Annotated in this window: 24 protein-coding genes; 23 read left to right on the top strand and 1 reads right to left on the bottom strand. The window is 64.9% G+C overall.

All coding sequences use genetic code 11. The features are described from left to right. The first annotated feature begins 99 nt into the window (after positions 1-99). From ISX93_RS03485 to ISX93_RS03385, 21 genes are all read left to right on the top strand, one after another. Positions 100-1,200 carry a WD40/YVTN/BNR-like repeat-containing protein gene (locus ISX93_RS03485; protein WP_195777323.1) on the top strand — a complete coding sequence of 367 codons (1,101 nt, stop codon included), beginning with the start codon at positions 100-102 and terminating at the stop codon, positions 1,198-1,200. A 2-nt stretch (positions 1,201-1,202) separates the two neighbouring features. Continuing rightward, positions 1,203-3,602 carry an efflux RND transporter permease subunit gene (locus ISX93_RS03480; protein ID WP_195777322.1) on the top strand — a complete coding sequence of 800 codons (2,400 nt, stop codon included), beginning with the start codon at positions 1,203-1,205 and terminating at the stop codon, positions 3,600-3,602. 210 nt (positions 3,603-3,812) lie between these two features. Beyond that, a complete protein-coding gene (locus ISX93_RS03475; protein WP_195777321.1) occupies positions 3,813-5,510 on the top strand; it encodes a sigma-54-dependent Fis family transcriptional regulator in 1,698 nt (565 codons plus the stop codon). Between the two features lie 682 nt (positions 5,511-6,192). Then, positions 6,193-7,122 carry a catechol 2,3-dioxygenase gene (locus ISX93_RS03470; RefSeq protein ID WP_195777320.1) on the top strand — a complete coding sequence of 310 codons (930 nt, stop codon included), beginning with the start codon at positions 6,193-6,195 and terminating at the stop codon, positions 7,120-7,122. 10 nt (positions 7,123-7,132) lie between these two features. Beyond that, positions 7,133-7,423 (top strand): phenol hydroxylase subunit, encoded by a 291-nt coding sequence (locus ISX93_RS03465; RefSeq protein WP_195777319.1) that lies wholly within the window; start codon positions 7,133-7,135, stop codon positions 7,421-7,423. Positions 7,424-7,471: 48 nt separating this feature from the next. Next, positions 7,472-8,464, top strand: a complete 993-nt coding sequence (locus ISX93_RS03460; protein WP_195777318.1) for an aromatic/alkene monooxygenase hydroxylase subunit beta — start codon at positions 7,472-7,474, stop codon at positions 8,462-8,464. A gap of 9 nt (positions 8,465-8,473) precedes the next feature. After that, on the top strand, positions 8,474-8,743 hold the full coding sequence (locus tag ISX93_RS03455; RefSeq protein ID WP_195777317.1) for an MmoB/DmpM family protein: 270 nt from the start codon (positions 8,474-8,476) through the stop codon (positions 8,741-8,743). A gap of 15 nt (positions 8,744-8,758) precedes the next feature. Further along, positions 8,759-10,279 (top strand): YHS domain-containing protein, encoded by a 1,521-nt coding sequence (locus ISX93_RS03450; protein WP_195777316.1) that lies wholly within the window; start codon positions 8,759-8,761, stop codon positions 10,277-10,279. A gap of 64 nt (positions 10,280-10,343) precedes the next feature. Further along, the gene (locus tag ISX93_RS03445) at positions 10,344-10,700 is read left to right on the top strand and encodes a phenol hydroxylase subunit P4 (RefSeq protein WP_195777315.1); all 357 of its coding nucleotides are present in this window, start codon (positions 10,344-10,346) and stop codon (positions 10,698-10,700) included. A gap of 14 nt (positions 10,701-10,714) precedes the next feature. Beyond that, positions 10,715-11,776, top strand: a complete 1,062-nt coding sequence (locus ISX93_RS03440) for an NADH:ubiquinone reductase (Na(+)-transporting) subunit F (protein ID WP_195777314.1) — start codon at positions 10,715-10,717, stop codon at positions 11,774-11,776. 213 nt (positions 11,777-11,989) lie between these two features. Continuing rightward, positions 11,990-13,450 carry a 2-hydroxymuconic semialdehyde dehydrogenase gene (locus ISX93_RS03435; protein WP_195777313.1) on the top strand — a complete coding sequence of 487 codons (1,461 nt, stop codon included), beginning with the start codon at positions 11,990-11,992 and terminating at the stop codon, positions 13,448-13,450. A gap of 7 nt (positions 13,451-13,457) precedes the next feature. Then, the gene (gene dmpE, locus ISX93_RS03430; protein ID WP_195777312.1) at positions 13,458-14,255 is read left to right on the top strand and encodes a 2-oxopent-4-enoate hydratase; all 798 of its coding nucleotides are present in this window, start codon (positions 13,458-13,460) and stop codon (positions 14,253-14,255) included. Continuing rightward, entirely contained in the window at positions 14,252-15,055 is an 804-nt protein-coding gene (gene dmpH / locus ISX93_RS03425; RefSeq protein WP_195777311.1) for a 2-oxo-3-hexenedioate decarboxylase, read from the top strand. The genes dmpE and dmpH overlap by 4 nt, the downstream gene beginning before the upstream one ends. Before the next feature lie 24 nt (positions 15,056-15,079). Next, complete coding sequence (locus ISX93_RS03420; protein WP_195777310.1) at positions 15,080-15,289, top strand: tautomerase family protein; 210 nt, start codon at positions 15,080-15,082, stop codon at positions 15,287-15,289. After that, positions 15,286-16,200, top strand: a complete 915-nt coding sequence (locus ISX93_RS03415; protein ID WP_195777309.1) for an acetaldehyde dehydrogenase (acetylating) — start codon at positions 15,286-15,288, stop codon at positions 16,198-16,200. The genes ISX93_RS03420 and ISX93_RS03415 overlap by 4 nt, the downstream gene beginning before the upstream one ends. Further along, the gene (gene dmpG / locus ISX93_RS03410) at positions 16,200-17,255 is read left to right on the top strand and encodes a 4-hydroxy-2-oxovalerate aldolase (RefSeq protein WP_195777308.1); all 1,056 of its coding nucleotides are present in this window, start codon (positions 16,200-16,202) and stop codon (positions 17,253-17,255) included. Before ISX93_RS03415 ends, dmpG begins: the two co-directional genes overlap by 1 nt. A gap of 49 nt (positions 17,256-17,304) precedes the next feature. Further along, entirely contained in the window at positions 17,305-18,060 is a 756-nt protein-coding gene (locus tag ISX93_RS03405) for an SDR family oxidoreductase (RefSeq protein WP_195777307.1), read from the top strand. Positions 18,061-18,105: 45 nt separating this feature from the next. Then, positions 18,106-18,525 (top strand): tautomerase family protein, encoded by a 420-nt coding sequence (locus ISX93_RS03400; protein ID WP_195777306.1) that lies wholly within the window; start codon positions 18,106-18,108, stop codon positions 18,523-18,525. Then, complete coding sequence (locus ISX93_RS03395) at positions 18,522-18,956, top strand: GlcG/HbpS family heme-binding protein (protein WP_195777305.1); 435 nt, start codon at positions 18,522-18,524, stop codon at positions 18,954-18,956. The genes ISX93_RS03400 and ISX93_RS03395 overlap by 4 nt, the downstream gene beginning before the upstream one ends. A 19-nt stretch (positions 18,957-18,975) precedes the next feature. Next, a complete protein-coding gene (locus ISX93_RS03390) occupies positions 18,976-19,302 on the top strand; it encodes a 2Fe-2S iron-sulfur cluster-binding protein (RefSeq protein WP_195777304.1) in 327 nt (108 codons plus the stop codon). Positions 19,303-19,404: 102 nt separating this feature from the next. Continuing rightward, positions 19,405-20,460: an NAD(P)-dependent alcohol dehydrogenase gene (locus ISX93_RS03385; protein ID WP_195777303.1), complete on the top strand. Its 1,056-nt coding sequence runs from the start codon at positions 19,405-19,407 to the stop codon at positions 20,458-20,460. Positions 20,461-20,539: 79 nt separating this feature from the next. Here ISX93_RS03385 and ISX93_RS03380 read toward each other — a convergent pair whose 3' ends face one another. Further along, positions 20,540-21,808, bottom strand: a complete 1,269-nt coding sequence (locus ISX93_RS03380; protein ID WP_195777302.1) for an OmpP1/FadL family transporter — start codon at positions 21,806-21,808, stop codon at positions 20,540-20,542. A 660-nt stretch (positions 21,809-22,468) separates the two neighbouring features. Between ISX93_RS03380 and ISX93_RS03375 the strand changes: the two genes are divergently transcribed. Beyond that, positions 22,469-23,800, top strand: a complete 1,332-nt coding sequence (locus tag ISX93_RS03375) for an OprD family outer membrane porin (RefSeq protein ID WP_195777301.1) — start codon at positions 22,469-22,471, stop codon at positions 23,798-23,800. A 51-nt stretch (positions 23,801-23,851) separates the two neighbouring features. Then, positions 23,852-24,490, top strand: coding sequence for a peroxiredoxin (locus tag ISX93_RS03370; RefSeq protein WP_195777300.1), 639 nt, complete (start codon positions 23,852-23,854; stop codon positions 24,488-24,490). Positions 24,491-24,493 lie beyond the last annotated feature (3 nt).

Genomic DNA, 24,493 nt, shown 5'->3' with positions numbered 1-24,493 from the left:
TGCGCCGGGTGGCAGCCGTCTCTTACCTAGATCCTCCTTCCTGCAGGCATCGCCGTGGCGCGTGCCGCGCAGGAACGGGGATGGCTTCGAGTACCCAAAATGCCCGCATTCAATCCGCTCCGGCGGGCCGTCGCGGCCCTGTGCCTGGCCAGCCTGGCCAGTCTTTCCAGCGCCGCCGACACGGCCAGCGTGCCTGACCTGCTGGATCTTCCGGCGCAGCACAATGCCCGCGCCCAGACGGCCCTGCAACTCGCCGTGGCGCAGGCCGGCGAGCGCCTGGTCGCGGTTGGCGAACGCGGCGCGGTGCTGCTCTCCGACGACCAGGGGCGCAGCTGGCGCCAGGCCGGCAGCGTGCCGGTGAGTGTGCTGCTGACCGATGTCGATTTCGTTTCCGCCAGCCACGGCTGGGCGGTCGGCCACAGCGGGGTGATCCTGCACAGCAGCGATGGCGGGGAAACCTGGCAGCGCCAGCTGGATGGCCGGCAAGCCGCGCAGATCATCCTGGACGATGCCCGCCAGCGCCTGGCGGCCGGGGAGGAGGGCGCCGCCGCCGCTGTGCGCAGCGCCGAATTCCTGGTCAGTGACGGTCCGGACAAGCCGTTCCTCGGCGTGCACTTCAGCGATGCCCTGCATGGCTACGCCGTCGGTGCCTACGGCATCGCCGTGGTGACGGCCGATGGCGGCAACAGCTGGCAGTCGCTGGTCGGGCGGATACCCAACCCGCGCGGCAAGCACCTCTATCAGGTCCAGGCCGGGCACGGCCAGTTGCTGGTCGCCGGTGAGCAGGGTGCGCTGTTCCGCTCGACGGATGGCGGTGTGCAGTTCAGCGAAGTGCGCACGCCGTATCCCGGCACCTTCTTCGGTGCCCTCAGCGTCGACGACAACACCCTGCTGGCCTATGGCCTGCGCGGCAATGCCTGGCGCAGCACGGATGGCGGGGCCAGCTGGGAACATATCGGGCTGCCGCACGCGGTGACGCTCACGGCGGGCCTGCGGCTGCAGGATGGTAGCTGGCTGCTGGCCGATGAAAGCGGTGGCTTCCTGCGCAGCAGCGATGCGGGCCGCACGTTCGTGGCGCTACAGGTTCAGGCCGGCGCCGGCCTGAGCGGCATTCTCGAGGCAGCGGATGGTGCGCTGATCATTTCAGGGTCACGCGGCTTGTCGCGGATCGAGCCTGATGCAGTCGTGGCGGGGAATTAATCATGAGTCATGCCCATTTCAACGCGTCGGAAACCGTCATCGCGGACCTGCAGGACTTCGACCAGCAGTCGGGAACCTTCGGTGAACGCCTGCTGTTCAACAATCGCCTGGTGATCGTGGTGCTGTGCCTGCTGACCACGCTGCTGCTCGGTTACCAGGCGCTCGGCCTGTCGCTCAACGCGGCCTTCGAGAAGATGATTCCGACCAGTCATCCGTACATTGTCAATTTCCTCGAGAACCGCAAGCAGTTGTCCGGCATGGGCAACACGCTGCGCATCGCGGTGGAAGCCAGGCAAGGCACGATCTTCGATGCCGAATACCTGGAAACGGTGCGCAAGCTCAGTGATGAGGTGTTCCTCCTGCCGGGTGTGGATCGCCCGTACATGAAGTCGCTGTGGGCGCCCTCGGTACGCTGGACCGGGGTGACCGAGGAAGGCCTGGATGGCGGTACGGTCATCCCCGATGGCTATGACGGTTCGCGCGAGAGCCTCGAACAGGTGCGCCTGAATGTCGAGCGTTCGGGAGAGGTCGGCCAGCTGGTCGCGGCCAATTTCAAGTCGAGCATCGTGCTGGTGCCGCTGCAGGAAAAGGTTGCCGAAACCGGTGAGCGCATCGATTACCACGCGCTGTCGCAGAAGGTCGAGCAGCTGCGCAGCAAGTACGAGTCGGAGCAGATCGCCATCCATGTCACCGGCTTTGCCAAGGTGGTCGGCGACCTGATCGACGGCCTGCGCCAGGTGCTGGTGTTCTTTGCCGCGGCCATCGTGATCTGCACGGCGGTGCTCTACTGGTACACCCGCTGCCTGCGCAGCACCCTGCTGGTGGTGTTCTGTTCGCTGGTCGCGGTGGTCTGGCTGCTCGGCCTGTTGCCGACCCTGGGCTACGAGCTGGACCCGTATTCGGTGCTGGTGCCGTTCCTGGTGTTCGCCATCGGCATGAGCCACGGCGCGCAGAAGATGAACGGCATCATGCAGGACATCGGCCGCGGCACCCACCGCCTGGTGGCGGCGCGCTATACCTTCCGCCGCCTGTTCCTCGCCGGGTTGACCGCCTTGCTCGCCGATGCGGTGGGCTTTGCCGTGCTGATGGTGATCGATATCCAGGTCATCCAGGACCTGGCGATTACCGCGAGCATCGGCGTGGCCGTGCTGATCTTCACCAACCTGGTGCTGCTGCCGATCCTGCTGTCCTATACCGGCGTCAGCCTGGTGGCCGCGCGGCGCAGCCTCAAGGCCGAAGTGCAGGACGAGGGCGATGTGCAGCACAAGAAGCACCCGTTCTGGGCCTTCCTTGACCTGTTCACCCGCACTCCCTGGGCCGGCCTGGCCCTTGCCCTGGGGCTGGGCCTGGGCGCCTTCGGCCTGGCGGTGAGTACCCAGCTGAAGATCGGCGATACCGATCCGGGCGCGCCGGAGCTGCGTGCCGATTCGCGCTACAACCGCGACAATGCCTTCATGGTGGCCAATTATGCGGCGAGCAGTGATGTGTTCATCATCATGGTCAAGACCCCGCAATATGCCTGCGCCCACTACAGCACCCTGATGGCGGTGGATGCGCTGTCACGCGAGCTGCAGCAACTGCCGGGCGTGGAGGCGGTCAGTTCGCTGGCGAGCATCGCCAAGGTGGCCAACTCGGGGATGAACGAGGGCAGCCTGAAGTGGTCCGAGGTGCCGCGCTCGCAGGACATGCTCAATGCGATCATCACCCGTGCGCCGCGTGAAGTGTTCAACCAGAACTGCGACCTGCTCACGGTCTACGCCTACCTCAAGGATCACAAGGCCGACACCCTGACCAGCGTGGTCGAGGTGGTGGAGGCCTTTGCCGGCAAATACAACAGCGCCGAGATCCGCTTCCTCAATGCGGCGGGCAATGCCGGGATTGAGGCGGCAACCAACATCGTGGTGAAGAAAGCCAACGTGCAGATGCTGTTCCTGGTCTACGCGGCGGTGATCCTGCTCGCCTTCATCACCTTCCGTTCGTGGCGGGCGGTGATCTGCGCCGTGGTGCCGCTGATGATCACCTCGGTGCTCTGCGAGGCGCTGATGGTCTGGCTGAACATCGGGGTCAAGGTGGCCACCCTGCCGGTGATTGCGCTGGGTGTCGGCATCGGCGTGGACTACGCGCTGTATGTGATGACCGTGACCTTGGCGCGGCTGAAGGAAGGCATGTCGCTGTCCGAGGCGTATTACCAGGCGCTGCTGTTCACCGGCAAGGTGGTGGTGCTGACCGGCATCACCCTGGGCATCGCCGTGGCCACCTGGGTCCTGTCGCCGATCAAGTTCCAGGCCGACATGGGCATCCTGCTGGCGTTCATGTTCATCTGGAACATGCTCGGTGCGCTGATCCTGCTGCCGGCGCTGGCGCACTTCCTGCTGCGGCCGAAGGCTGCCGCGGCGGCATGATCCGCGCCCGCAGCCAACTGGCCGGGCACCCCTGGCCATGGCCGGCTGCCGGCAAACAGCAGAGGCGAGTGGCAAGCGAACGGCCTAAACTGTAGTCCGTATGGCGAAGGCTGCAGATTGCACGTACAACAACAAATGCCTGCGCCCCGCAGGGCCCCCGCGGCCCAGCGGGGCGAAAGGCCCGTGCTTGGACCCGATTCAGGAATCTTCATGGCAGAGCAACCCCTAGTCGAACGCTTCAACCTGCGTTCCCGGCTGCGCTTCAATATCGAGAGCGGGCAGATCTGGCTCGACGAGAACCGCATGCTGCTGATGCACGCCAAGGCCTTCGGCGCCCTGCGTCAGGAGATGATCGAATCGCTGGGCCCCAAGCGCGCCTGGCGCCTGCTGTTTCGCATGGGCTTTGCCGCCGGCCAGCAGGATGCCGACCTCGCGCACAAGCTGTATGGCGAGGGCGATGCCTATGACGTGTTCAAGATCGGCCCGGAGCTGCATGCGTTCGAGGGCTTGGTGCGCTCGACCATTACCGAAGCCGAAATCGACTGGGAAAAGGGCGTGTTCATCGGTTCGGTGAACTGCGACAACTCCTGGGAAGGCGAGTCCCACCTGCAACTGTTCGGCGTCGGTGACGAGCCGGCCTGCTGGAACCTGGCGGGCTATGCCTCGGGCTATACCAGCCGCTTCTTCAAGCGCGACATCATTTTCCGCGAAACCCAGTGCGTCTGCTGCGGTGATCCGCGCTGCGTGCTCGAGGGCAAGCCGGCCGAGGACTGGGGCGATGCCGCCTTCCTCGAGTACTGCCTGGAGCCCAAGGACCAGGAAACCTCGTTCGAGCAGTTGCAGGACGAGCTGTGGCAAGTTCAGGGGCGCCAGCGCGAGCAGCGCGCCGCGGGCAAGCTGGTCGGCAGTTCGCCGACCTTCCGCGCCGCCTTCAGCCTGCTCAGCAAGGCCGCCAGCAGCCCGATCACCGTGCTGCTGCTGGGTGAAACCGGGGTCGGCAAGGAGGTCTTCGCCCGCTGGCTGCACGAAAACAGCACACGGGCAGACAAGCCGTTCGTCGCGGTCAACTGCGCCGCGATTCCCAACGACCTGATCGAGTCGGAGCTGTTCGGCGTGCAGAAGGGCGCCTATACCGGCGCGCAATGTTCCCGTCCCGGGCGCTTCGAGCGCGCCGATGGCGGCACCCTGTTCCTCGATGAGCTGGGCGAACTGTCGCCCTCGGCCCAGGTCAAGCTGCTGCGCGTGCTGCAGACCGGCGAACTCGAGCGGCTGGGTGACGACAAGCTGCGCAAGGTCAACGTGCGCCTGGTCGCGGCGACCAACGTCAACCTGCAGCAGGCGATTGCCGAGGGCCGCTTTCGCGCCGATCTCTACTACCGCCTGGCCACCTACCCGCTGGAGATTCCGCCGCTGCGCAAGCGCAAGTCGGACATCCCGGTGCTGGTCTCGGTGCTGATCGAGAAATACTCGCCGCTGTATCACAAGCACATCCAGGGCATCAGCGACCTGGCCATGCTCGGCCTGATGGCCTACGACTGGCCGGGCAATGTCCGCGAGCTGGAGAACCTGATCGAGCGGGCGGTGCTGCTGGCGCCGTCCGACGGGCAGATCGAGGTCGAGCACCTGTTTCCCGGCATGGCGCCGGCCGCGGCGCCGGGCGCTGCGATCGACCGCCAGGGGCGGGTGGGCAATGCCGACGAGGCGCGCAAGGACCAGCTCTACGAGACCCTGCTGGAAGACGGCTTCGATCTGCAGGCCCACGAAGCACGCCTGCTGCGCCTCGCGGTAGACCGCGCGCGCGGCAACCTCACACATGCCGCGCGTCTGCTCGGCATCACCCGCCGGCAACTGGCGTACCGGGTGAAACAGGTCCTCGGCGGGGCCGAACCGCCGGAGCACGATGCCTGAGCAAAACCTTTAGCGCTGAACCTTGAGGCTTGTGGCCAAACCGTCATTCCGCCAACAACCGCGCCTTGGCGCGGGGAATACCTGATTGTTAAGCCGCCTTGTGCCAGATGCGTCGTTTCGGCGCATTTTTTTTGCCCGGATTAACGGGGGGCGGGTAGCGGCTATTAGCCATCGGCCTGGCGCTGAAATGGTTGTGGCTGCCTGGTGGCCCCACCGATTCCGCTCACGCTCCTGACTGGGCCTTTAGTCCGTGCCAGCGGGGAAGTTTATTGCTCGATTTGGTAGGGCGGGTGCAACCCGCGCAGCAACGGCGGGTTGCACCCGCCCTGCACAAGCGGTGCTGCTGGCGACCAGGCCCCGTCAGAAGGCCGAGCCCCATAAACCCGCGCTGAACGCTGCCCGGCCCCCCCGCAATTTCTCCCGCCCCGCGCGGCCGCCGGCCGGCTCGCCCGGGGACAGCCTTACGTTTTTGTAAGGCGCTGCGGGGCAACGGACAAAAGCGTCATGCCCGGGGTCTGCGGATTCGCCCTGAATTTCATGGTTAATCCTTTTAAATCAACAACATGCATTTGTTGGCATCATCTCTGCAATGTTAGGTCGAGGCTGTAAATCCGGCTAGTCGCCAGCCCCCCGCGGGGCATGCGCAGAGCCAACCTCATCCGGCCAACAATGGAGACAAGAAATGGCGATGACAGGTGTATTGCGCCCAGGGCATGCCCAGGTGCGCGTGTTGAATCTAGAAGAAGGCATCCAGTTCTACCGCGACGTGCTGGGCCTGGTGGAAACCGGGCGGGATGCGCAGGGGCGGGTGTATTTCAAATGCTGGGATGAACGCGACCACAACTGCTACGTGATCCGCGAGGCGGAGAGCGCCGGTATCGATTTCTTTGGTTTCAAGGTGCTCGACAAGGCCACCCTGGACAAACTGGATGCCGACCTGCAGGCCTACGGCCTGGCCACCACCCGCATTCCGGCGGGCGAGCTGCTGGAAACCGGCGAGCGCGTGCGCTTCGAGCTGCCGTCGGGGCATCTGATCGAGCTGTATGCGGAGAAAACCCAGGTCGGCAACGGCATCCCCGCCATCAACCCGGCGCCCTGGAACCTGCAGCGCGAGCACGGCATCGCGCCGGTGCAGCTCGATCACTGCCTGCTCTACGGGCCGAACATCGCCGAGGTGCAGAAGATCTTCACCGAGGTGCTGGGCTTCTTCCTGGTCGAGCGCGTGCTCAGCGAGGATGGCGGCAGCGACCTCGGCATCTGGCTGTCCTGTTCGCACAAGGTCCACGACATCGCCTTTGTCGAGTACCCGGAGAAGGGCAAGCTGCACCACTGCTCGTTCCTCCTCGAGTCGTGGGAGCAGGTGCTGCGCGCCGGCGACATCATGTCGATGAACAAGGTCAACGTGGACATCGGCCCGACCCGCCACGGCGTCACCCGCGGCTGCACCATCTATGCCTGGGACCCCTCCGGCAACCGCTTCGAAACCTTCATGGGCGGCTACCACCCGTATCCGGACTACCAGCCGCTGACCTGGACCTTCGACAACTTCGCCCAGGGTCTCGACTACCCGCAGCGCAAGCTGCACGAAAGTTTCCTCACCGTCGTGACCTGAGGGCTGCGCCATGAATGCCTCCGAGCAATCCCTGGACCTGCAGCCGGCCACGCTGGATACGCGCAAGCGTTTCGTGCGGGTCACCGGCAACCGCGGCAGCCGCTTTGTCGAGTTCGACTTTGCCATCGGCGAGCCCGAACTGTTCGTCGAGATGATCCTGACCCACGAAGCCTTCGCGGAATTCTGCAGCACCAACCGCGTGCAGTTGATGGCCGCGCCCGCCGCGCCTGGCGGGCAAGGCGCCGAGGCCGAGTGGAACTGGCGGCTGGCGGATGCCACCCAGGTGCGTTTCAAACATTAACCCAATTGCGCGCGTCACCCCGGAGTGACGCGCGGCTGGAGAGACAACATGCATATCGATTTGCGTACGGTCAGCATCACGCCCTTGCGGCAGACGTTCGACCATCTGGCCCGTCGCTTTGGCGACAAGCCGGCCTCGCGCTACCAGGAAGGCAGCTATGACATCCAGGCCGCCGAGAACCTGCACTACCGGCCTACCTGGGACCCGGAGCAGGAGCTCTACGATGCGGGCATCACCAGGATCGTCATGCGCGACTGGTACGCTCTGAAGGATCCCCGCCAGTTCTACTACAGCACCTACACCCTGGCGCGTGCGCGCCAGCAGGAAAACGCCGAAGCCAACTTCAACTTCGTCGAAACCCGCGGCCTGGCCGACATGCTGCCGGAGGCGCTGCGCCAGCGCGCGCTCAACCTGCTGGTGCCGCTGCGCCACGCGGCCTGGGGCGCCAACCTGAACAACACCTTCATCTGCAGCTACGGCTACGGCACGGTGTTCACCCAGCCGTGCATCTACCACGCGATGGATAACCTCGGCACCGCGCAGTACCTGTCGCGCATCGGCCTGCTGCTCGGCGGCACCGAGGCCCTCGAGGCCGGCAAGGCGGCCTGGCTGGACGACGAGACCTGGCAGGGCCTGCGCCGCTACACCGAGGACTGCATGGTGGTGCGCGATCCGTTCGAGCTGTTCGTCGCGCAGAACGTGGCACTGGACGGCCTGCTTTACCCGCTGGTCTACGAGCGCATCGTCGATGAGCAGATTGCCGCCAACGGTGGTTCGGCGGTGGCCATGCTCACCCAGTTCATGAGCGACTGGTTCGACGAGACGCGCAAGTGGGTCGACGCCGTGCTCAAGGTGGCGGCGGCCGAATCCGAGCAGAACCGCGCCCAGCTGCAGGCCTGGACCTGTGCCTGGCGTGATCGTGCGGCGGCGGCCCTGCTGCCGGTGATCGAGCAGGAGTTCGCCGATCAGGCCGATGAACTGATGGGCGAACAACTGGCTGCCTTCAAGGTGCGCCTCGACAAAACCGGCATCGTGCTCTGAGAGGTTCCCATGTCAACCGTATTTATTGCGCTGCAAACCAACGAAGAAACCCGCCCGATCATCGAGGCGATCGAACTGGACAACCCCGCGGCGGTAGTCAACCGCGAACCGGCGATGGTCAAGATCAATGCCCCCGGGCGCCTGGTGATCCGCCGCGAAACCATCGAAGAACAACTCGGCCGTGCCTTCGACATGCAGGAGCTGAACGTCAACCTGATCACGCTCTCCGGCAATGTCGAAGAGGATGAAGATTCCCTGACCCTGAGCTGGGGCAACTGAGCGAGGAGATTTATTGTGGACATGAAGACAGCCAACAAGAAGCTCACCCTGAAAGAAAAGTACAAGCTGCTGACCCGCGACCTGGCCTGGGAGCCTTCCTATCAGACCAAGGAAGACGTGTTCCCGTACATTGCCTACGAAGGCATCAAGGTGCATGACTGGGACAAGTGGGAAGACCCGTTCCGCCTGACCATGGATGCCTACTGGAAGTACCAGGCGGAAAAGGAGCGCAAGTTCTACGCCATCATCGATGCCCATGCGCAGAACAACGGCCACCTCAACATCACCGATGCGCGCTACCTGTCGGCGCTGAAGATCTTCCTGCAGGCCATCAGCCCCGCCGAATATTCGGCGCACAAGGGCTTTGCCCGGGCCGGTCGCGAGTTCCGCGGTGTGGGGACGCAAGTGGCCTGCCAGATGCAGGCGATCGACGAAATCCGCCACGCGCAGACGCAGATCCACGCGCTGTCCAACTACAACAAGTTCTACAACGGCTTCCATGCCTTTGCCGACCAGCGCGACCGCATCTGGTACACCTCGGTGGCCCGCTCGTTCTTCGACGATGCCATGTCCGCCGGGCCGTTTGAGTTCATGATCGCGATCGGCTTCTCCTTCGAGTACGTGCTGACCAACCTGCTGTTCGTGCCGTTCATGTCGGGTGCCGCCTACAACGGCGACATGGCCACCGTGACCTTCGGCTTCTCCGCCCAGTCGGACGAGGCGCGGCACATGACCCTCGGCCTGGAATGCATCAAGTTCATGCTCGAACAGGATCCGGCCAACCTGCCGATCGTCCAGGGCTGGATCGACAAGTGGTTCTGGCGCGGCTTCCGCGTGCTCGGCCTGGTCAGCACCATGATGGATTACATGCTGCCCAAGCGCGTCATGTCCTGGCGCGAGGCCTGGGAGATCTACGGCGCCGAGAACGGCGGGGCGCTGTTCAAGGACCTGGCGCGCTACGGCATCCGGCCGCCGAAGAGCTGGGATGACGCCGAAGCGGCGATCGACCACATGTCGCACCAGTTCATGCTGGGTTTCTACCAGTGGAGCTTCGGTACCGCCTTCCACGCCTGGATCCCCTCGGAAGAGGACCTGCAGTGGTTGTCGGCCAAGTACCCGACGACCTTCGACAAGTACTACCGGCCGCGCTGGGCGTACCTGAAGAAAATGGCCGACGCCGGCACCCCGGTGAAGAACTTCGGCCTGGCCAAGCTGTGCCAGTGCTGCCAGTTGCCTTGCGTGTTCACCGAGCCGCAGGACCCGACGCTGACCTGCCACCGCGAAGTCGAGTACAAGGGCGAGATCTATCACTTCTGCTCCGATCACTGCATGGGCATCTTCGACAACGAGCCGGAGAAATACATCCAGGCCTGGCTGCCGATGCCGGCACTGTTCCAGGCGCCGAACCATGGCGACCTGGGCGCCTGGATGGACTGGGTATCGCTCAAGGACGGCCAGGACAACGGCGACTTTGCCGACTCCGCGGACCGCCGCAACTTCGAGATGTGGCGCGGCATGGCCACGTCCAACCACTAATCCGCAGCGGGCCCGGCCAGTGCTTGCCGCGGCCGGGCCCCTGCGCAGCAACAAGGAGAACAACATGCCTGTAGTCGCCCTTAAAGAATATGTCGGTGTGGCCCGTGACCGGGTCGAGAACTTCAATGGCAAGCAGCTGATCTACGCCAGCTGGGATCACCACCTGCTGTTTGCCGCCCCCTTCCTGCTGTGCCTGCCGCCGCAGACCAGCTTTGCCGAACTGCTGGAAACCGCGCTCAAGCCGCTGCTGCTGGCCGATCCGGATGCCGCGCTGATCGACTGGCACAACATCACCTGGCTCAAGGGCAACCAGCCCTGGGTGCCGGACTTCGCCGCCAGCCTGGCCGCCAACGGCATCCGCCACAAGGACCAGCTGCGCTTCCAGACGCCGGGCCTCAACACCGTCTGTGCGGTCAGCTGAGAGGGGGACAGGCGATGAGTTACGAGCTGACGATTGAACCGCTGGGCCAGACCATAGAGATCGAGGAAGGCCAGAGCATCCTCGATGCGGCGCTGCGTGCCGGCATCTACCTGCCGCATGCCTGCTGTCACGGGCTGTGCGCGACCTGCAAGATCCAGGTGCTGGATGGCGAGATCGAGCATGGCGAGGCCTCCAGCTTCGCCCTGATGGATTTCGAGCGCGAGGAGAAGAAGTGCCTGGCCTGCTGCGCCACGGCCGAGAGCGATCTGGTGATCGAGGCGGAAATCGACGAAGACCCGGATGCCGAGAACCTGCCGGTGCGTGACTTCGCCGGCACGGTCAGCCGCATCGAGACCCTGACGCCGACCATCAAGGGCGTCTGGATCAAGCTCGACGAGGCGGCGGGCATGCACTTCCAGGCTGGCCAGTACATCAACCTGCAGTTGCCCGACGGCATCGGCAGCCGGGCCTTTTCGGTGGCCAGCGCGCCGGCGCACGGCAGCGAGATCGAGCTGAATATCCGCATCGTGCCCGGTGGCCGCGGCACCGGCTACGTGCACGAGCAGCTGCAGGTGGGCCAGCGCATCGGCATCAGCGGGCCGTACGGGCGCTTCTTCGTGAAGAAGTCGGCGCACCTGCCGGTGATCTTCATGGCCGGCGGCTCCGGGCTGTCCAGCCCGCGCTCGATGATTCTCGACCTGCTGGCGGAAGGCTTCGACCTGCCGATCACCCTGGTCTATGGCCAGCGCCACCGCGCCGAGCTGTATTACCACGACGCGTTTCTCGCCATGGCCCGCGAGCACCCGAACTTCACCTACGTGCCGGCGCTCTCCCACGAGCCGGAGGATTCGGACTGGACGGGGGCCCGCGGCTTCGTGCATGACGTGGCCAAGGCGCACTTCGGCAACGACTTCCGTGGGCACAAGGCCTACCTGTGCGGACCGCCGCTGATGATCGATTCCTGTATCAGCACGCTGATGCAGGGGCGCCTGTTCGAGCGCGACATCTACACCGAGAAGTTCATCTCGGCGGCGGATGCGCAGCAGGTGCGCAGCCCGCTGTTCAAGGCGATCTGAGCATGCGCCAGGCTCCTTTGCGGTACACGCGGGGGAGCCTGTGCGGCAGCAGGCAGGCACGCCGGATTCGATACCTTTTAGGTATTGAGGATGCAGAAATAAAGTATTAGTCGGTATTGGCTGCTTTTTCTAGACTCGCTCTCAGGGATTGGCACCCGCCGGCCTGTGCGGCCACGGCGAGCAGTCATCAAGAACAACCTCCACGGAGTTCCCATGCGCCAGATTGAAAACTTCATCGCCGGTGAATACGTCGCGGCGGCCAGTGGCCAGCGCTTCGACAAGCGTTCACCGCTGGACAACCGCATCATCTGCTCGGTCAGCGAAGCCGGCCGCAGCGAAGTCGATGCCGCCGTCCGCGCCGCCCGCGCCGCCCTGCATGGCGAGTGGGGCGGCCTGAGTATCGAGCAGCGCGTCGAGCTGCTGTACGGCGTGGCCAACGAAATCACCCGCCGCTTCGACGACTTCGTCGAGGCCGAGATGTCCGACACCGGCCAGCCCGAGCATGTCATGCGGCATGTGTTCATCCCGCGCGGGGCGGCCAACTTCAAGGTGTTCGCCGACGTGATCCGCAATGTCGCCAGCGAATCCTTCCAGATGGAAACCCCCGACGGGCGCGGCGCGCTGAACTATTCGATCCGCCGGCCCAAGGGCGTGGTCGGCGTGGTCTGCCCGTGGAATGCGCCGTTCATGCTGATGACCTGGAAGGTCGGTCCGGCGCTGGCCTGCGGCAATACCGTGGTGATCAAGCCGTCCGAGGAGTCGCCACAGACGGCGGCGCTGCTCGGTGAGGTGATGAACACGGTGGGCATCCCCAGGGGCGTGTACAACGTGGTGCACGGTTTCGGCCCGGATTCGGCCGGCGAGTTCGTCACCCGCCATCCGCAGGTCGATGCGATTACCTTCACCGGCGAGACCCGCACCGGCACCGCCATCATGAAGGCCGCGGCCGAGGGCATGCGCGATGTGTCCTTCGAGCTGGGCGGCAAGAACGCCGGCATCGTGTTCGCCGATGCCGACTTCGATGCGGCGGTGGACAGCTTCGCCCGTTCGGTGTTCCTCAACACCGGCCAGGTCTGCCTGGGCACCGAGCGGGTGTATGTCGAGCGGCCGATTTTCGAGCGTTTCGTGCAGGCGCTGAAGGTCAAGGCCGAGTCGGTCAAGTACGGCCGCCCGGATGACCATCAGGCCAACTATGGCCCGCTGATCAGCCTGGAACACCAGCAGAAGGTGCTGTCCTACTACCGCAAGGCGGTGGAAGAGGGCGCCACCCTGGTCACCGGCGGCGGCGTGCCGCAGATGCCGGCCGAGCTGGCCGCCGGTGCCTGGGTGCAGCCGACCATCTGGACCGGCCTGCCGGAAACCGCGGCCGTGGTGCGCGAGGAAATCTTCGGCCCGTGCTGCCACATCTCACCCTTCGATAGCGAGGACGAAGTGGTGCAGAAAGCCAACGACACCGACTACGGCCTGTCGACGACCATCTGGACCAGCAACCTGGCGCGCGCGCACCGCATGGCCGGGCGCATCGAGGTGGGCATCAGCTGGATCAACAGCTGGTTCCTGCGCGACCTGCGCACCCCGTTTGGCGGCTCCAAGCAATCCGGCATCGGTCGCGAAGGCGGCGTGCACTCGCTGGAGTTCTACACCGAAACCCGCAATGTCTGCGTGAAACTCTGAGGCTCTTATGGACCAGCAAAAGATCGAGCAGTACGGCGAAGAGCTGTATCAGGCGTTCCTCAGCCGTCGCGCTGTCGCGCCTCTGCTCAGCCGCGAGCCGGATATCAGCATCGAGGATGCCTACCGCATCCAGGAACAGTTTGTTGCCCGCCGCCTGGCGGCCGGGGAACGCATCATCGGCAAGAAGATCGGCGCCACCAGCAAGCCGGTGCAGGAGTTTCTCGGTGTCTACCAGCCGGACTTCGGCATGCTCACCTCGGGCATGCTCTACGAGGAAGGCGACAGTCTCGACCTCGGCCAGATGATCCAGCCGAAGGCCGAGGCGGAACTGGCCTTCGTCCTCAAGCATGACCTCAAGGGGCCGGGGATCACCGCCATGGACGTGATCCGCGCCACCGACTACGTGCTGCCGTGCTTCGAGATCGTCGATTCACGCATCAGCAACTGGCAGATCAAGATCCAGGACACCGTGGCCGACAACGCCTCCTGCGGCGTGTTCGTCCTCGGCAAGACCAAGGGCGACCCGCGCAAGCTGGACATCACCCTGGCCGGCATGGTGCTGGAGAAGAACGGCGAGCTGTTCTCCACTGGCGTCGGCGCGGCGGTCCAGGGTTCCCCGGCCAACGCCGTGGCCTGGCTGGCCAACACCCTCGGCGAGCTGGGCATCCCGTTCAAGGCCGGCGAGGTGATTCTCTCCGGTTCGCAGTCGGCGCTGGTGCCGGTCACCGACGGTGACGAGCTGGTGTGCAGGGTCGGCGGCCTTGGTAGCTGCCGGGTGAAGTTTTCCGGAAGGAGCGCAGCATGAGCAGCAACCTCAGCCTGTCCCGCGAGGACATCGTGCGCCTGTGCGAGCGCGTCGAAGGCGCGCAGACCCGCGCCTATGCCATTCCCAAGCTGACCAACGAATACCCGCAGATGAGCATCGCCGATGGCTACGCGGTGCAGAACGAATTGCGCCGGCGCTTCATCGCCCAGGGCCACAAGCAGGTCGGCTGGAAGGCCGGGCTGACCTCCAGGGCCAAGATGCAGCAAATGGGCGTCAGCGTGCCCTCGATCGGCTTTCTCACCGACCGCATGGCGCGTCCGGAGAACTCGGCGATCAGCACCGCCGACCTGGTTCATCCGCGCGTCGAGTGCGAAGTCGCCTTCGTCATGAAGGCCGACCTGCAGGGCCCCGGCTGCACCGCCGCCGACGTGCTGGCGGCAACCGACTACGTGCTGCCGGCGGTGGAAATCATCGACTCGCGGTTTTCCGGCTTCAAGTTCGACCTGGCCAGCGTGATCGCCGACAACGGCTCGTCCGCGCGCTTTGTCGGCGGTGGCCGCGCCCGCTATGTCGAGGACCTGGACCTGCCGACCCTCGGGGTGGTGATGGAGAAGAACGGCGAGATCGTCGCCATGGGCGCGGCGGCGGCGGTCATGGGCCATCCGGCCGAGGCCATCGCCATGCTGGTGAACATCCTCGCCGAGATGGACGAAATGTTGCCGGCCGGCAGCTTCGTGATGAGTGGCGGGATCACCGAAGCCATTGCGGTGCAGCCCGGCGACAGCATTGTTGCGCGCTTCCAGGAGCTGGGCAGCGTATCGATGCGCTTTGTGGAATAACGACAAGAACTTGAGGAGGCATGCATGCCCATTATCGAAATGCACATGGCCGAAGGCCGTACCACCGAGCAGAAGAGCCGCGTTGCGGCAGCCGTGACCGAAGCGGTTTGCCAGAGCCTCGAGTGTGCGCCGGAGACCGTGCGGATTCTGATCACCGAACACGCCGGCGACGAGTTCTATGTTGCGGGTATCACCATGGCCCAGCGCGCCGCGAAGAGGGGACAGCAGGCATGAAGAAGATCAAATGTGCACTCATCGGCTCGGGCAACATCGGCACCGACCTGATCTACAAGATCCTGCGTAGCCCGGTGCTGGAGCCGGTGTGGATGGTCGGTATCGACCCCGAATCCGAAGGCTTGCTGCGGGCCCGCGAGATGGGCCTGAAAACCACCCATGAAGGCGTCGACGGCCTGCTGCCGCACGTCCTCGAGGACGGCATCCAGATCGCCTTCGATGCCACCAGCGCCTATGTGCATGCGGAGAACAGCCGCAAGCTGAACGCCCTCGGCGTGCTGATGATCGACCTGACCCCGGCGGCGATCGGCCCGCTGTGCGTGCCGCCGGTGAACCTGCGCGAGCATGCGCAGAAGCTGGAGATGAACGTCAACATGATCTCCTGCGCCGGCCAGGCGACCATCCCGATCGTCAATGCCATCTCGCGCATCCAGGCCGTCGACTACGCCGAGATTGTCGCCAGCCTGGCCTCCAAGTCGATCGGCCCGGGCACCCGCGCCAACCTCGACGAGTTCACCAACACCACCTCGCGCGCCATCGAAAAGGTTGGCGGGGCACGCAAGGGCAAGGCGCTGTGCATCATCAACCCGGCCGAGCCGCCGATGATGATGCGCAACACCATCTCCTGCCTGACCAGCGAAGAGCCGGACCGGGCGCGGATTTCCGCCTCGATCCTGCAGATGATCGGCGAGGTGCAGAAGTATGTGCCGGGCTACCGGCTGGTCAACGGCCCGCTGTTCGACGGCAAGCAGATCTCGGTGTTCATGGAAGTCGCCGGCCTGGGTGACTACCTGCCGACCTATGCCGGCAACCTGGACATCATGACCGCGGCCGCCACCCGTACCGCCGAAATGTTCGCCGAGGAAATCCTCGCCGGCACCATCCAGTTGCAAGCCGCGGAGGTCGCGTAATGAACCAGTCCAGCAATTCGAGCCTCAAGGGCCGCAAGGTCATCCTGCATGACATGTGCCTGCGCGACGGCATGCACGCCAAGCGCGAGCAGATCAGTGTCGCGCAGATGGTCAAGGTCGCCACCGCGCTGGATGCCGCCGGTGTGCCGTACATCCAGGTCACCCACGGTGGCGGGCTGGGCGGCAATTCGCTGCAGCACGGCTTTGCCCCGCACAGCAACGAGGAATACATCAGCGCGGTAGCCCCGCTGATGCAGCAGGCCAAGGTCTCGGTGCTGCTGATCCCCGGCCTGGGCACCATGGCCGAGCTGCACTCGGCCTACGACTGCGGCGCGCGCAGCGTGCACGTGGCCACCCACTGCACCGAGGCGGATACCTCGCCGCAGCACATCGCCTATGCGCGCAAGCTGGGCATGGACACCAGCGGCTTCCTGATGATGGCGCACCTCAACGATGCCGCCGGCATCGCCAAACAAGGCAAGCTGATGGAGTCCTATGGCGCGCACACGGTGTATGTCACCGACTCCGCCGGCTACATGCTGCCCGAGGATGTCAGGGCGCGGATCGGTGCCCTGCGCGAGGTGCTGAATCCGGAGACCGAGATCGGTTTCCACGGCCACCACAACCTGGGCATGGGCGTGGCCAACTCGATTGCCGCGATCGAGGCCGGCGCCAGCCGCATCGACGGTTCGGTCGCCGGGCTGGGCGCCGGTGCCGGCAACACGCCGCTGGAAGTGTTCGCCGCGGTCTGCGAGCGCATGGGCATCGAGACTGGCACCGACCTGTTCAAGCTGATGGACGTCGCCGAAGACATCATCGTGCCGATGATGGAGCACATCGTGCGGGTCGACCGCGAGTCGCTGACCCTCGGCTATGCCGGCGTCTACTCGACCTTCCTGCTGCATGCCAAGCGCGCCAGCCAGCAGTTCGGCATTCCGGCGCGCGACATCCTGGTTGAGCTGGGGCGCAAGAAAATGATCGGTGGCCAGGAAGACATGATTCCGGACACCGCCATGACCATGGCCCGGGAACGCGGCATTCCGCTGCCCGCCTGAACGCCGCGGGCGCCGGTACGGCATGCCCGCACTGCAACGGAGGCTGGATATGAGCACGGGCAAGGAACTGGCGGTGGTGGTCGGCGCCAGCGGCGCCTTCGGCCGGCAGATTGTCGCCCGGCTGTGCGCCAGCGGCGTGGATGTGGTGGCGGTGGCGCGCAGCGCCGTGGCGCTGGATGAGCTCGCCGGCCTGCATCCCGGGCTTATTCCCTGCGTCGCCGACATCGCCAGTGACGCGGCGGTGGCGCAGATCCGCGGGCTGCTCGATCGGCCGGTACGCATGGTCGTGCACGGTCCCGGGGTGGCGGTGGTGGGTGGCATTCTCACGGCGCCCACCGCGGCGCTGGTGGATGCGGTGAATATCAAGGTCGGCGGTTTGCTGCGCCTGACCCGCGCGGTGGACGAGCACCTGCTCAGGGGCTCGCGGCTGGTCGCGATCGGCGGCCACTACGGCTTCGAGCCAACGGCCTATGCGGCCTCCGCCGGGATCGCCAATGCCGCGCTGGTGAATGCCGTGCGCCAGCTGAGCCTGGCCTATGGCGCGCGCGGGGTGACCGCGCACCTGCTGGCGCCGGGGCCGGCGGACACCGAACGCTTGCACCGCGTCGCCGCCGACCGCGGCCGGCAGCGCGGCGTGAGTGCCGAGACAGTGTTGCAGGAGATGTGTGCCGAGTCCTCGCTCGGCGCCTTCACCACGCCGGCGCAAGTGGCCTGGGCCGTGAGCCTGTTGCTGGCGCCCGAGGCCGATGCGCTGACCGGTTCCAGCCTGATGCTGGATTCCGGCCGCCGCCGCGGTTTGCCCTGAGGTGTTTGCGGTCGGTTAGTCGGCCATCCAGTCGAGATCATCAATATGCCAGTCGTGACGTTCCATCTGGTCGAAGGCCATTGCTCTGCCGAACAAAAGGTCCGCCTGCTCCAGGGCGCTTCCCGGCTGTACAGCCAGGTGCTGCGCGCGCCGCTGGAGCGGGTGCGCGCGTTGATCAGCCTGCATGCGCCCGACGAGTTCGCCGTGGCCGGCGAGGTCAACGGCCTGCCGGCGCCGTTCTTCGAGTTCATCGTGCTGGAAGGCCGGCCGCTGGACGAGCGTCAGGCCTTGCTCAGCGGCTTTACCGAGTTGCTGGTGGAGACCCTCGCGGTCGAGCGCAGCGGGGTGCGCGGCCGCTGCATCCGTGTCGAGGCGCAGGACTGGTCGATCGGCGGGCAGAGCGCGGCGCTGCTGCGCGAGCAGGAAATCCGTGCCCGCGCCGCCAGTTCCGGAAGTGCCGCATGAGCAGCGAAGAACTGTTCTGCGCGGAAGCCGCCAGCCTCGGCTGGGTCGGTGCCGCGCTGGCGGTCGAGTCGGCGCTGAGCCGCGCCGAACGCCTGGGCATCCGGGTCAATGCGGCGGTGGTCGATCAGCACGGCAATACCCTGGCCTACCTGCGCATGCGCGGCGCCTTCCTGCATTCCGAGGGCCTGGCCATCGACAAGGCCTATACCGCCGCCAGCTTCGGCTTTGCCAGCGGCGAGTGGCTGCAGCGGATCGGCAGCGACGAGCGCTTGCGCCTCGGCATTCCCGCCCGACCGCGACTGGTGGTGCTTGGCGGTGGCCTGCCGATCCTGCGCGATGGCGTCTGTCTGGGCGGCATCGGGGTCTCCGGCGGCACCGAGGCGCAGGATGAAATCTGCGCCAGGGCGGGCCTCGAGGCCCTCGGGCTGTAGCCGATAGCGAGGGCTGGCGATGAAGCATCAGGTGGTGATCGAGGATACCGGCGAGCAGTACGGCTGCGACGAGCAGGAGTCGCTGCTCGATGGCATGGCGCGGCTCGGCCGGCGCGGTATTCCGCTCGGTTGCCGTGGCGGCGGTTGCGGGGTATGCAAGGTGCAGGTGCTGACCGGCAGCTACGCGGCAAAGGCCATGAGCCGGGCGCACGTCAGCGCCGAAGAGCAGGCCGGCGGCACGGTGCTGGCCTGCCGGATCACCCCCACCAGCGACCTGCGCCTGGCGGTGGTCGGCAAGATGAAGAAAGGCGTGTGCCGCGGCGTGGTGCCTGCCGCGGAACACTGAACAGCTGGCAGGGCCGTTATTGCGGTTCGCTCACACCGCCTCGACCAGCGCGCGGGTCGCGGCTCCCGTATTTTTCGGCAACGCGCTGCAAGGAGTCTTTGCATGTTCACCATCGGTTATGCCGCCCAGAGTGCCGGTGCGCCGCTCGCGCCGTTCAAACTGCAGCGCCGCGCGCTGCGCCCGGCGGATGTTGCGCTGGAGATCCTCTACTGTGGCGTCTGTCATTCCGACCTGCACAATGTCCGTAACGACTGGGGCATCAGCCGCTACCCGATGGTCCCGGGCCACGAGATCATCGGTCGGGTTATCGCCGTCGGCAGTGCGGTCAGGCGCTACAAAATCGGTGATGCCGTCGCCGTGGGCTGCATGATCGACAGCTGCCTGGATTGCCAGCACTGCCACCACGGTGACCAGCAGTTCTGTCTGCACGGGCGCACCGACACCTACAACGCGCCCGACCGTCTGAGCGGGGAAAACACCCTGGGCGGCTATTCCAGGCATATGGTGGTGCGCGAGGAGTTCGTCCTGCGGGTGCCGGCGGGCCTGGATCTGGCGCGCGCGGCACCGCTGCTGTGCGCCGGGATCACCACCTATGCGCCGCTGCGTACCTGGAAAGTCGGCCCCGGCAGCCGGGTCGGCGTGCTCGGCCTTGGCGGTCTCGGCCACATGGCGGTCAAGCTGGCCGTTGGTTTGGGGGCCGAGGTCAGCGTGCTGAGCCGCAGTGCGGACAAGCAAAGCGATGCCCTGGCCCTGGGCGCCGAGCGCCTGCTGGTGTCGACCGATGCCCGGGCGATGGCCGCGGCGGCGGCCGGTTTCGACCTGATCATCGACACCATTCCGGTCAAGCACGACATCAACCCCTACCTGCCGCTGCTACAGGTCGACGGCACCCTGGTGCTGGTCGGCCAGGTCGGTCCGCTGGCCGAACTGAGCAGCGTGCCGCTGCTGATGGGCCGGCGCAACATCGCCGGCTCGCTGATCGGCGGCATCGAGCAAACCCAGGAAATGCTCGATTTCTGCGCGCGCAAGAACATCCTGCCGGACTGCGAAATGATCGGGATGGAGCAGATCAACGAGGCCTTCGAGCGCCTGGAGCGCGCCGACGTGCGTTATCGCTTCGTCATCGACATGGCTTCGCTGGCGGCGCCGTGTCCGTGACCCCTGCGCATACCCTGGCTTTGCGGGTTAACCGGATGGCCTGGCGCGTTCCCTTGGCACGCGCCGGCTTGCGGGTGGCTCAGAACTTCCAGCCGTAGGCGACGCCGAGGATGTCCTCGCTCATTTTCAGGTTGGCTTCGCCGCCACCGAAGTTTTGTGGGATCGAGTCGTGGCCATTGACGGTTTCGCTGAAGGCATGGGTGTAGGCCAGGCTGATTTCACCGTTGGCGGAAACCGCGTAGGTGGCACCGAGGCTCAAGTGGTCCTGGACCACACCGGGGGCGAGGATGTTGAAGAACGTCTGGTCGCTGGGCACCGGTTGTTCGGCATGACTGACACCTCCGCGCAGGGTCAGTTGCGGGTTCAACTGGTAGCTGGCGGCGAGCTTGTACACGGTAATGTCATCCCAGCCGAAGCCGGCGCCGTTGTTGCCGCCCAGTGGATTGCCCGGCGTCAGCAGGGACAGCGGATTGGCCACCGAGTCGATCTGGCCGTAGCGGATTTCCTGCACATCGGCGGCCAGGGTCAGTTGCGGGGTGGCCTGCCAGGCCAGGCCGATGCCGTAGTTCTCCGGAATGTCGAAACTGCCGGCATGCGCGAACAGACCTTCGTAGTCCTTGAAGCGGGTGGTATTGATCTTCGATGACCAGGCGATGCCGGCTGTCAGGCTGTCGCTCAGCTGGCCGTTCCAGCCCAGGCGCAGGCCCCAGCCGTCGGAATCGTCATGGCCGTTGTTGGTGACATTCGCCGGCGACCCGGAAAGCCCCTCGAAGGCCTGCAGGCCCTTGGCTTCGAAGCGCTGGTAGGCGTAGTTGATGCCGATGCCGAAGGCGTGCGCCTCGGTAAGCTTGAAGGCCAGCGAGGGGGTGACGAATACTTGCGCCAGGTCGACCCCGGCGCTGCCCGAGCTGCCGTAGGCGGCATACGGATTGTCGTTGTAGTCGGTGTTCATGCCGCCATTGCCGTAGACCGCCAGGCCGACGCTCAGGCGCTCGTCGAGTTCGCGGCTGTAGCCGAATTCGGGGATGTAGAACAGGTCGGTGTCATTGCCGTCGAAATCGCCGTCGGCGGAGAAACCCGGGCCGAGCACGTTGCCTTCGATTTCCGACTGGCGATCGGGCTTGAACACGGTCAGGCCGACATCCAGGCGATTGCCGATGCGTGCTGTGCCGGCCGGGTTGGTGGCAGCCGCCAGGGCATCCTGGGGCAGGGCATAACCGACTCCGGCCATGCCCTGGGATTTGACCCCGTAACCGTGGGCGAAATAACCATTGGTGGCCATGGCGCTGCCCGACGCTGCAAGCAGTGCGCTGGTCAGGGTGGCGAGGGTAAAGGGGCGGATGGACATGGTGGACAACTCCTGACAGTGGATCGGATGAGGGCGTGCTCTGCTGGCACGTTGCGGCAGTTTTGCCGTGGTTGTCGGCCGCGGCCCGTTGGCAGTGGCCGGCCCTCTGGTGGTCCAGTCGGGAGCAAGTTGCTGGGTAGTGCTGGTGTGCTGCAGTACAGCCGGGGCAACCCCTGAATCAGGCTGGCTGCGGTCATGTAGGCGTGGAAGGCAGACGCGGAATGCTCACCCGCGCTGCGGGAACTGCGCATACAGCCTCTGCGACGGTCCTGCCACGCTGCTTGCCGTGCCGGGCCATCGCAGGCCGGGTTTTCACTGTGCCTGAAGGCGGGTTTCCGGTTGCCCCGGTCGTCCGCTGGATGCAATGGTAACGATCTAAAAAAATCAAATTAAATACTTTTATGGAATTAGCTTATGCGATCGCCCTGGAGGCAGGGGTCGCAATGACATATTCCATAATGATATTAAAAAGTAATAAACAATTCTTTTGAGAGATTATCAAGCTCGCCTAAAGTCCGCTTCAAGCCGACAGCGGACCTCCGCACCGAGCCCAATGATGGGGCTCAACCGCATACCAGCATGACCCGGTACAGATAAGCCGGGCAGCGAGCCCCACTGCAGAGTCACACACAGCCATCACCTGCATTTGGAGCTTGACGCATGAAATACCAACACCTGCCACTGGCCATCGCGCTTGGCGCAATCGCCCAACAGGCTGGAGCAGCCGGTTTCATCGAAGACAGCAAGGCCACCCTGGGCTTGCGTAACTTCTACATCAACCAGGACACCCGCAATCAGGACGCCAACACCCAGGAAGAATGGGGCCAGGGCTTCGCGCTGAACTACGCCTCGGGTTTCACCGAAGGCACCATCGGCGTCGGAGTCGATGCGTTGGGTTTGCTCGGGGTCAAGCTTGATTCCGGCAAGGGCACCCACTACAACCCGACCAGCAGCAAGTTCAGCGGCACCGTGTTTCCGACCGATTCCGAGGGCAAGGCCGTTGACGAATTCAGCAGCCTGGGCCTGACCGGCAAGGTGTCGCTGGCCGGCAAGGCCGAAGGGCGCGTTGGCACATTGCTGCCGAAATTGCCGGTGGTGGTCTACAACGATGGCCGCCTGCTGCCGCAAACCTTCGAAGGGGGCCAGCTGTCTTCCAGCGCCATCACCGATCTGACCCTGGTCGGCGGCAAGCTGGAACAGGCCAAGGGCCGCAGTTCAAGCAACGATACCGGGCTGTCGATCAGCGGTGCCAACAATGCCCAGACTGGCCAGTTCGTCAACGAGTTCTGGTTTGGCGGCGCGGACTACAAGCTCAGCAAGGATTTGCTGGTGCAGTATTACTACGGTGGCCTCGAGGATTTCTATCAGCAGAACTTTCTCGGTCTGACCCATAGCCTGGCGCTGGGGAGCGGAACGCTGAAATCCGATCTGCGCTATTTCAACAGTGCCTCCCAAGGCAAGAATGCCAGCGTTTCCGGACGTGCCGATGGGTACAACAGCAGCGGCTACTGGGCCACTGGCGACAGCGACAAGGGTGAAGTCGACAACAATGCCTGGAGTGCGCTGTTTACCTACGGCATTGGTGGTCACGCCATCAGTGCCGGCTACCAGGAGCTTAACGGCGACAGCAACTTCCCCTACCTGAACCAGGGTGACGGTGCCACCACCTACCTGATCACCGACAGCCTGATCGGCAAGTTCGCCAATTCCGAAGAGAACACCTGGGTCGCGCAATACGCCTACGACTTTTCCACGCTCGGCATCAATGGCCTGAAAGCCAGCGCGGTCTACTTGTCCGGCGACAACATCGCTTCATCCACGGGTGACAAGCAAGAGTGGGAGCGCGATCTGCGCCTCGACTACGTGCTGGCCGACGGGCCGCTCAAAGGGCTTGGCTTCACCGTGCGCAACGGTGTGCAGCGCGGCAACACCAGTACCGCAGACCAGGATGAAACCCGCCTGAGCGTCAATTACACCCTGAGTGTGCTGTAACAGTCCGGGGCCGCTGCGGCGGCTCCTTCATTTTTTCAGGAGAGCATGAGCATGAGTATTCGCCTAGGCGATATCGCCCCCGATTTCGAACAGGACTCCAGCACCGGCCGCATTCGCTTTCACGAGTGGCTGGGCAACGGTTGGGGCGTGCTGTTTTCGCACCCGGCTGACTTCACCCCGGTGTGCACCACCGAACTGGGCCTGACGGCCAGGCTCAAGGAGCAGTTCGCCTTGCGCGGGGTCAAGGTGATTGCGCTGTCGGTCGACCCGGTTGAGTCGCATCTGCGCTGGATCACCGACATCAACGAAACGCAGAACACCGAAGTCAATTTCCCGATCATTGCCGACGCAGACCGCAAGGTCTCGACGCTGTATGACCTGATCCACCCGAACGCCAACGACACCCTGACGGTGCGCTCGCTGTTCATCATCGATCCGCACAAGAAAGTGCGGCTGACCATCACCTACCCGGCGAGTACCGGCCGCAACTTCGACGAGATCCTGCGGGTGATCGATTCGTTGCAACTGACCGATACCCACAAGGTCGCCACGCCGGGGAACTGGAAAGACGGTGACGAGGTGGTGATCGTGCCTTCGCTCAAGGACGAGGCAGAAATCCGCCAGCGTTTCCCGCTCGGTTACCGCGCAGTCAAACCGTACCTGCGGCTCACCCCGCAACCCAATCGCTAGGAG

It is taken from the genome of Pseudomonas sp. N040 (assembly GCF_015637705.1).
Classification (GTDB): Bacteria; Pseudomonadota; Gammaproteobacteria; order Pseudomonadales; family Pseudomonadaceae; genus Aquipseudomonas.
The sequence above is the reverse complement of the archived record's forward strand: the minus strand, read 5'-3'. Positions and strand labels throughout refer to the sequence as shown.

Coding starts and splice junctions, on each gene's coding strand:
- ISX93_RS03370 (WP_195777300.1), top strand. CDS start 23,852: ATGAGTATTCGCCTAGGCGATATCGCCCCCGATTTCGAACAGGACTCC.
- ISX93_RS03435 (WP_195777313.1), top strand. CDS start 11,990: ATGCGCCAGATTGAAAACTTCATCGCCGGTGAATACGTCGCGGCGGCC.
- ISX93_RS03460 (WP_195777318.1), top strand. CDS start 7,472: ATGCATATCGATTTGCGTACGGTCAGCATCACGCCCTTGCGGCAGACG.
- ISX93_RS03405 (WP_195777307.1), top strand. CDS start 17,305: ATGAGCACGGGCAAGGAACTGGCGGTGGTGGTCGGCGCCAGCGGCGCC.
- ISX93_RS03480 (WP_195777322.1), top strand. CDS start 1,203: ATGAGTCATGCCCATTTCAACGCGTCGGAAACCGTCATCGCGGACCTG.
- ISX93_RS03380 (WP_195777302.1), bottom strand. CDS start 21,808: ATGTCCATCCGCCCCTTTACCCTCGCCACCCTGACCAGCGCACTGCTT.
- dmpH (WP_195777311.1), top strand. CDS start 14,252: ATGAGCAGCAACCTCAGCCTGTCCCGCGAGGACATCGTGCGCCTGTGC.
- ISX93_RS03375 (WP_195777301.1), top strand. CDS start 22,469: ATGAAATACCAACACCTGCCACTGGCCATCGCGCTTGGCGCAATCGCC.
- ISX93_RS03390 (WP_195777304.1), top strand. CDS start 18,976: ATGAAGCATCAGGTGGTGATCGAGGATACCGGCGAGCAGTACGGCTGC.
- ISX93_RS03415 (WP_195777309.1), top strand. CDS start 15,286: ATGAAGAAGATCAAATGTGCACTCATCGGCTCGGGCAACATCGGCACC.
- ISX93_RS03440 (WP_195777314.1), top strand. CDS start 10,715: ATGAGTTACGAGCTGACGATTGAACCGCTGGGCCAGACCATAGAGATC.
- ISX93_RS03455 (WP_195777317.1), top strand. CDS start 8,474: ATGTCAACCGTATTTATTGCGCTGCAAACCAACGAAGAAACCCGCCCG.
- ISX93_RS03420 (WP_195777310.1), top strand. CDS start 15,080: ATGCCCATTATCGAAATGCACATGGCCGAAGGCCGTACCACCGAGCAG.
- dmpG (WP_195777308.1), top strand. CDS start 16,200: ATGAACCAGTCCAGCAATTCGAGCCTCAAGGGCCGCAAGGTCATCCTG.
- ISX93_RS03385 (WP_195777303.1), top strand. CDS start 19,405: ATGTTCACCATCGGTTATGCCGCCCAGAGTGCCGGTGCGCCGCTCGCG.
- ISX93_RS03395 (WP_195777305.1), top strand. CDS start 18,522: ATGAGCAGCGAAGAACTGTTCTGCGCGGAAGCCGCCAGCCTCGGCTGG.
- ISX93_RS03445 (WP_195777315.1), top strand. CDS start 10,344: ATGCCTGTAGTCGCCCTTAAAGAATATGTCGGTGTGGCCCGTGACCGG.
- ISX93_RS03400 (WP_195777306.1), top strand. CDS start 18,106: ATGCCAGTCGTGACGTTCCATCTGGTCGAAGGCCATTGCTCTGCCGAA.
- ISX93_RS03475 (WP_195777321.1), top strand. CDS start 3,813: ATGGCAGAGCAACCCCTAGTCGAACGCTTCAACCTGCGTTCCCGGCTG.
- dmpE (WP_195777312.1), top strand. CDS start 13,458: ATGGACCAGCAAAAGATCGAGCAGTACGGCGAAGAGCTGTATCAGGCG.
- ISX93_RS03485 (WP_195777323.1), top strand. CDS start 100: ATGCCCGCATTCAATCCGCTCCGGCGGGCCGTCGCGGCCCTGTGCCTG.
- ISX93_RS03465 (WP_195777319.1), top strand. CDS start 7,133: ATGAATGCCTCCGAGCAATCCCTGGACCTGCAGCCGGCCACGCTGGAT.
- ISX93_RS03470 (WP_195777320.1), top strand. CDS start 6,193: ATGGCGATGACAGGTGTATTGCGCCCAGGGCATGCCCAGGTGCGCGTG.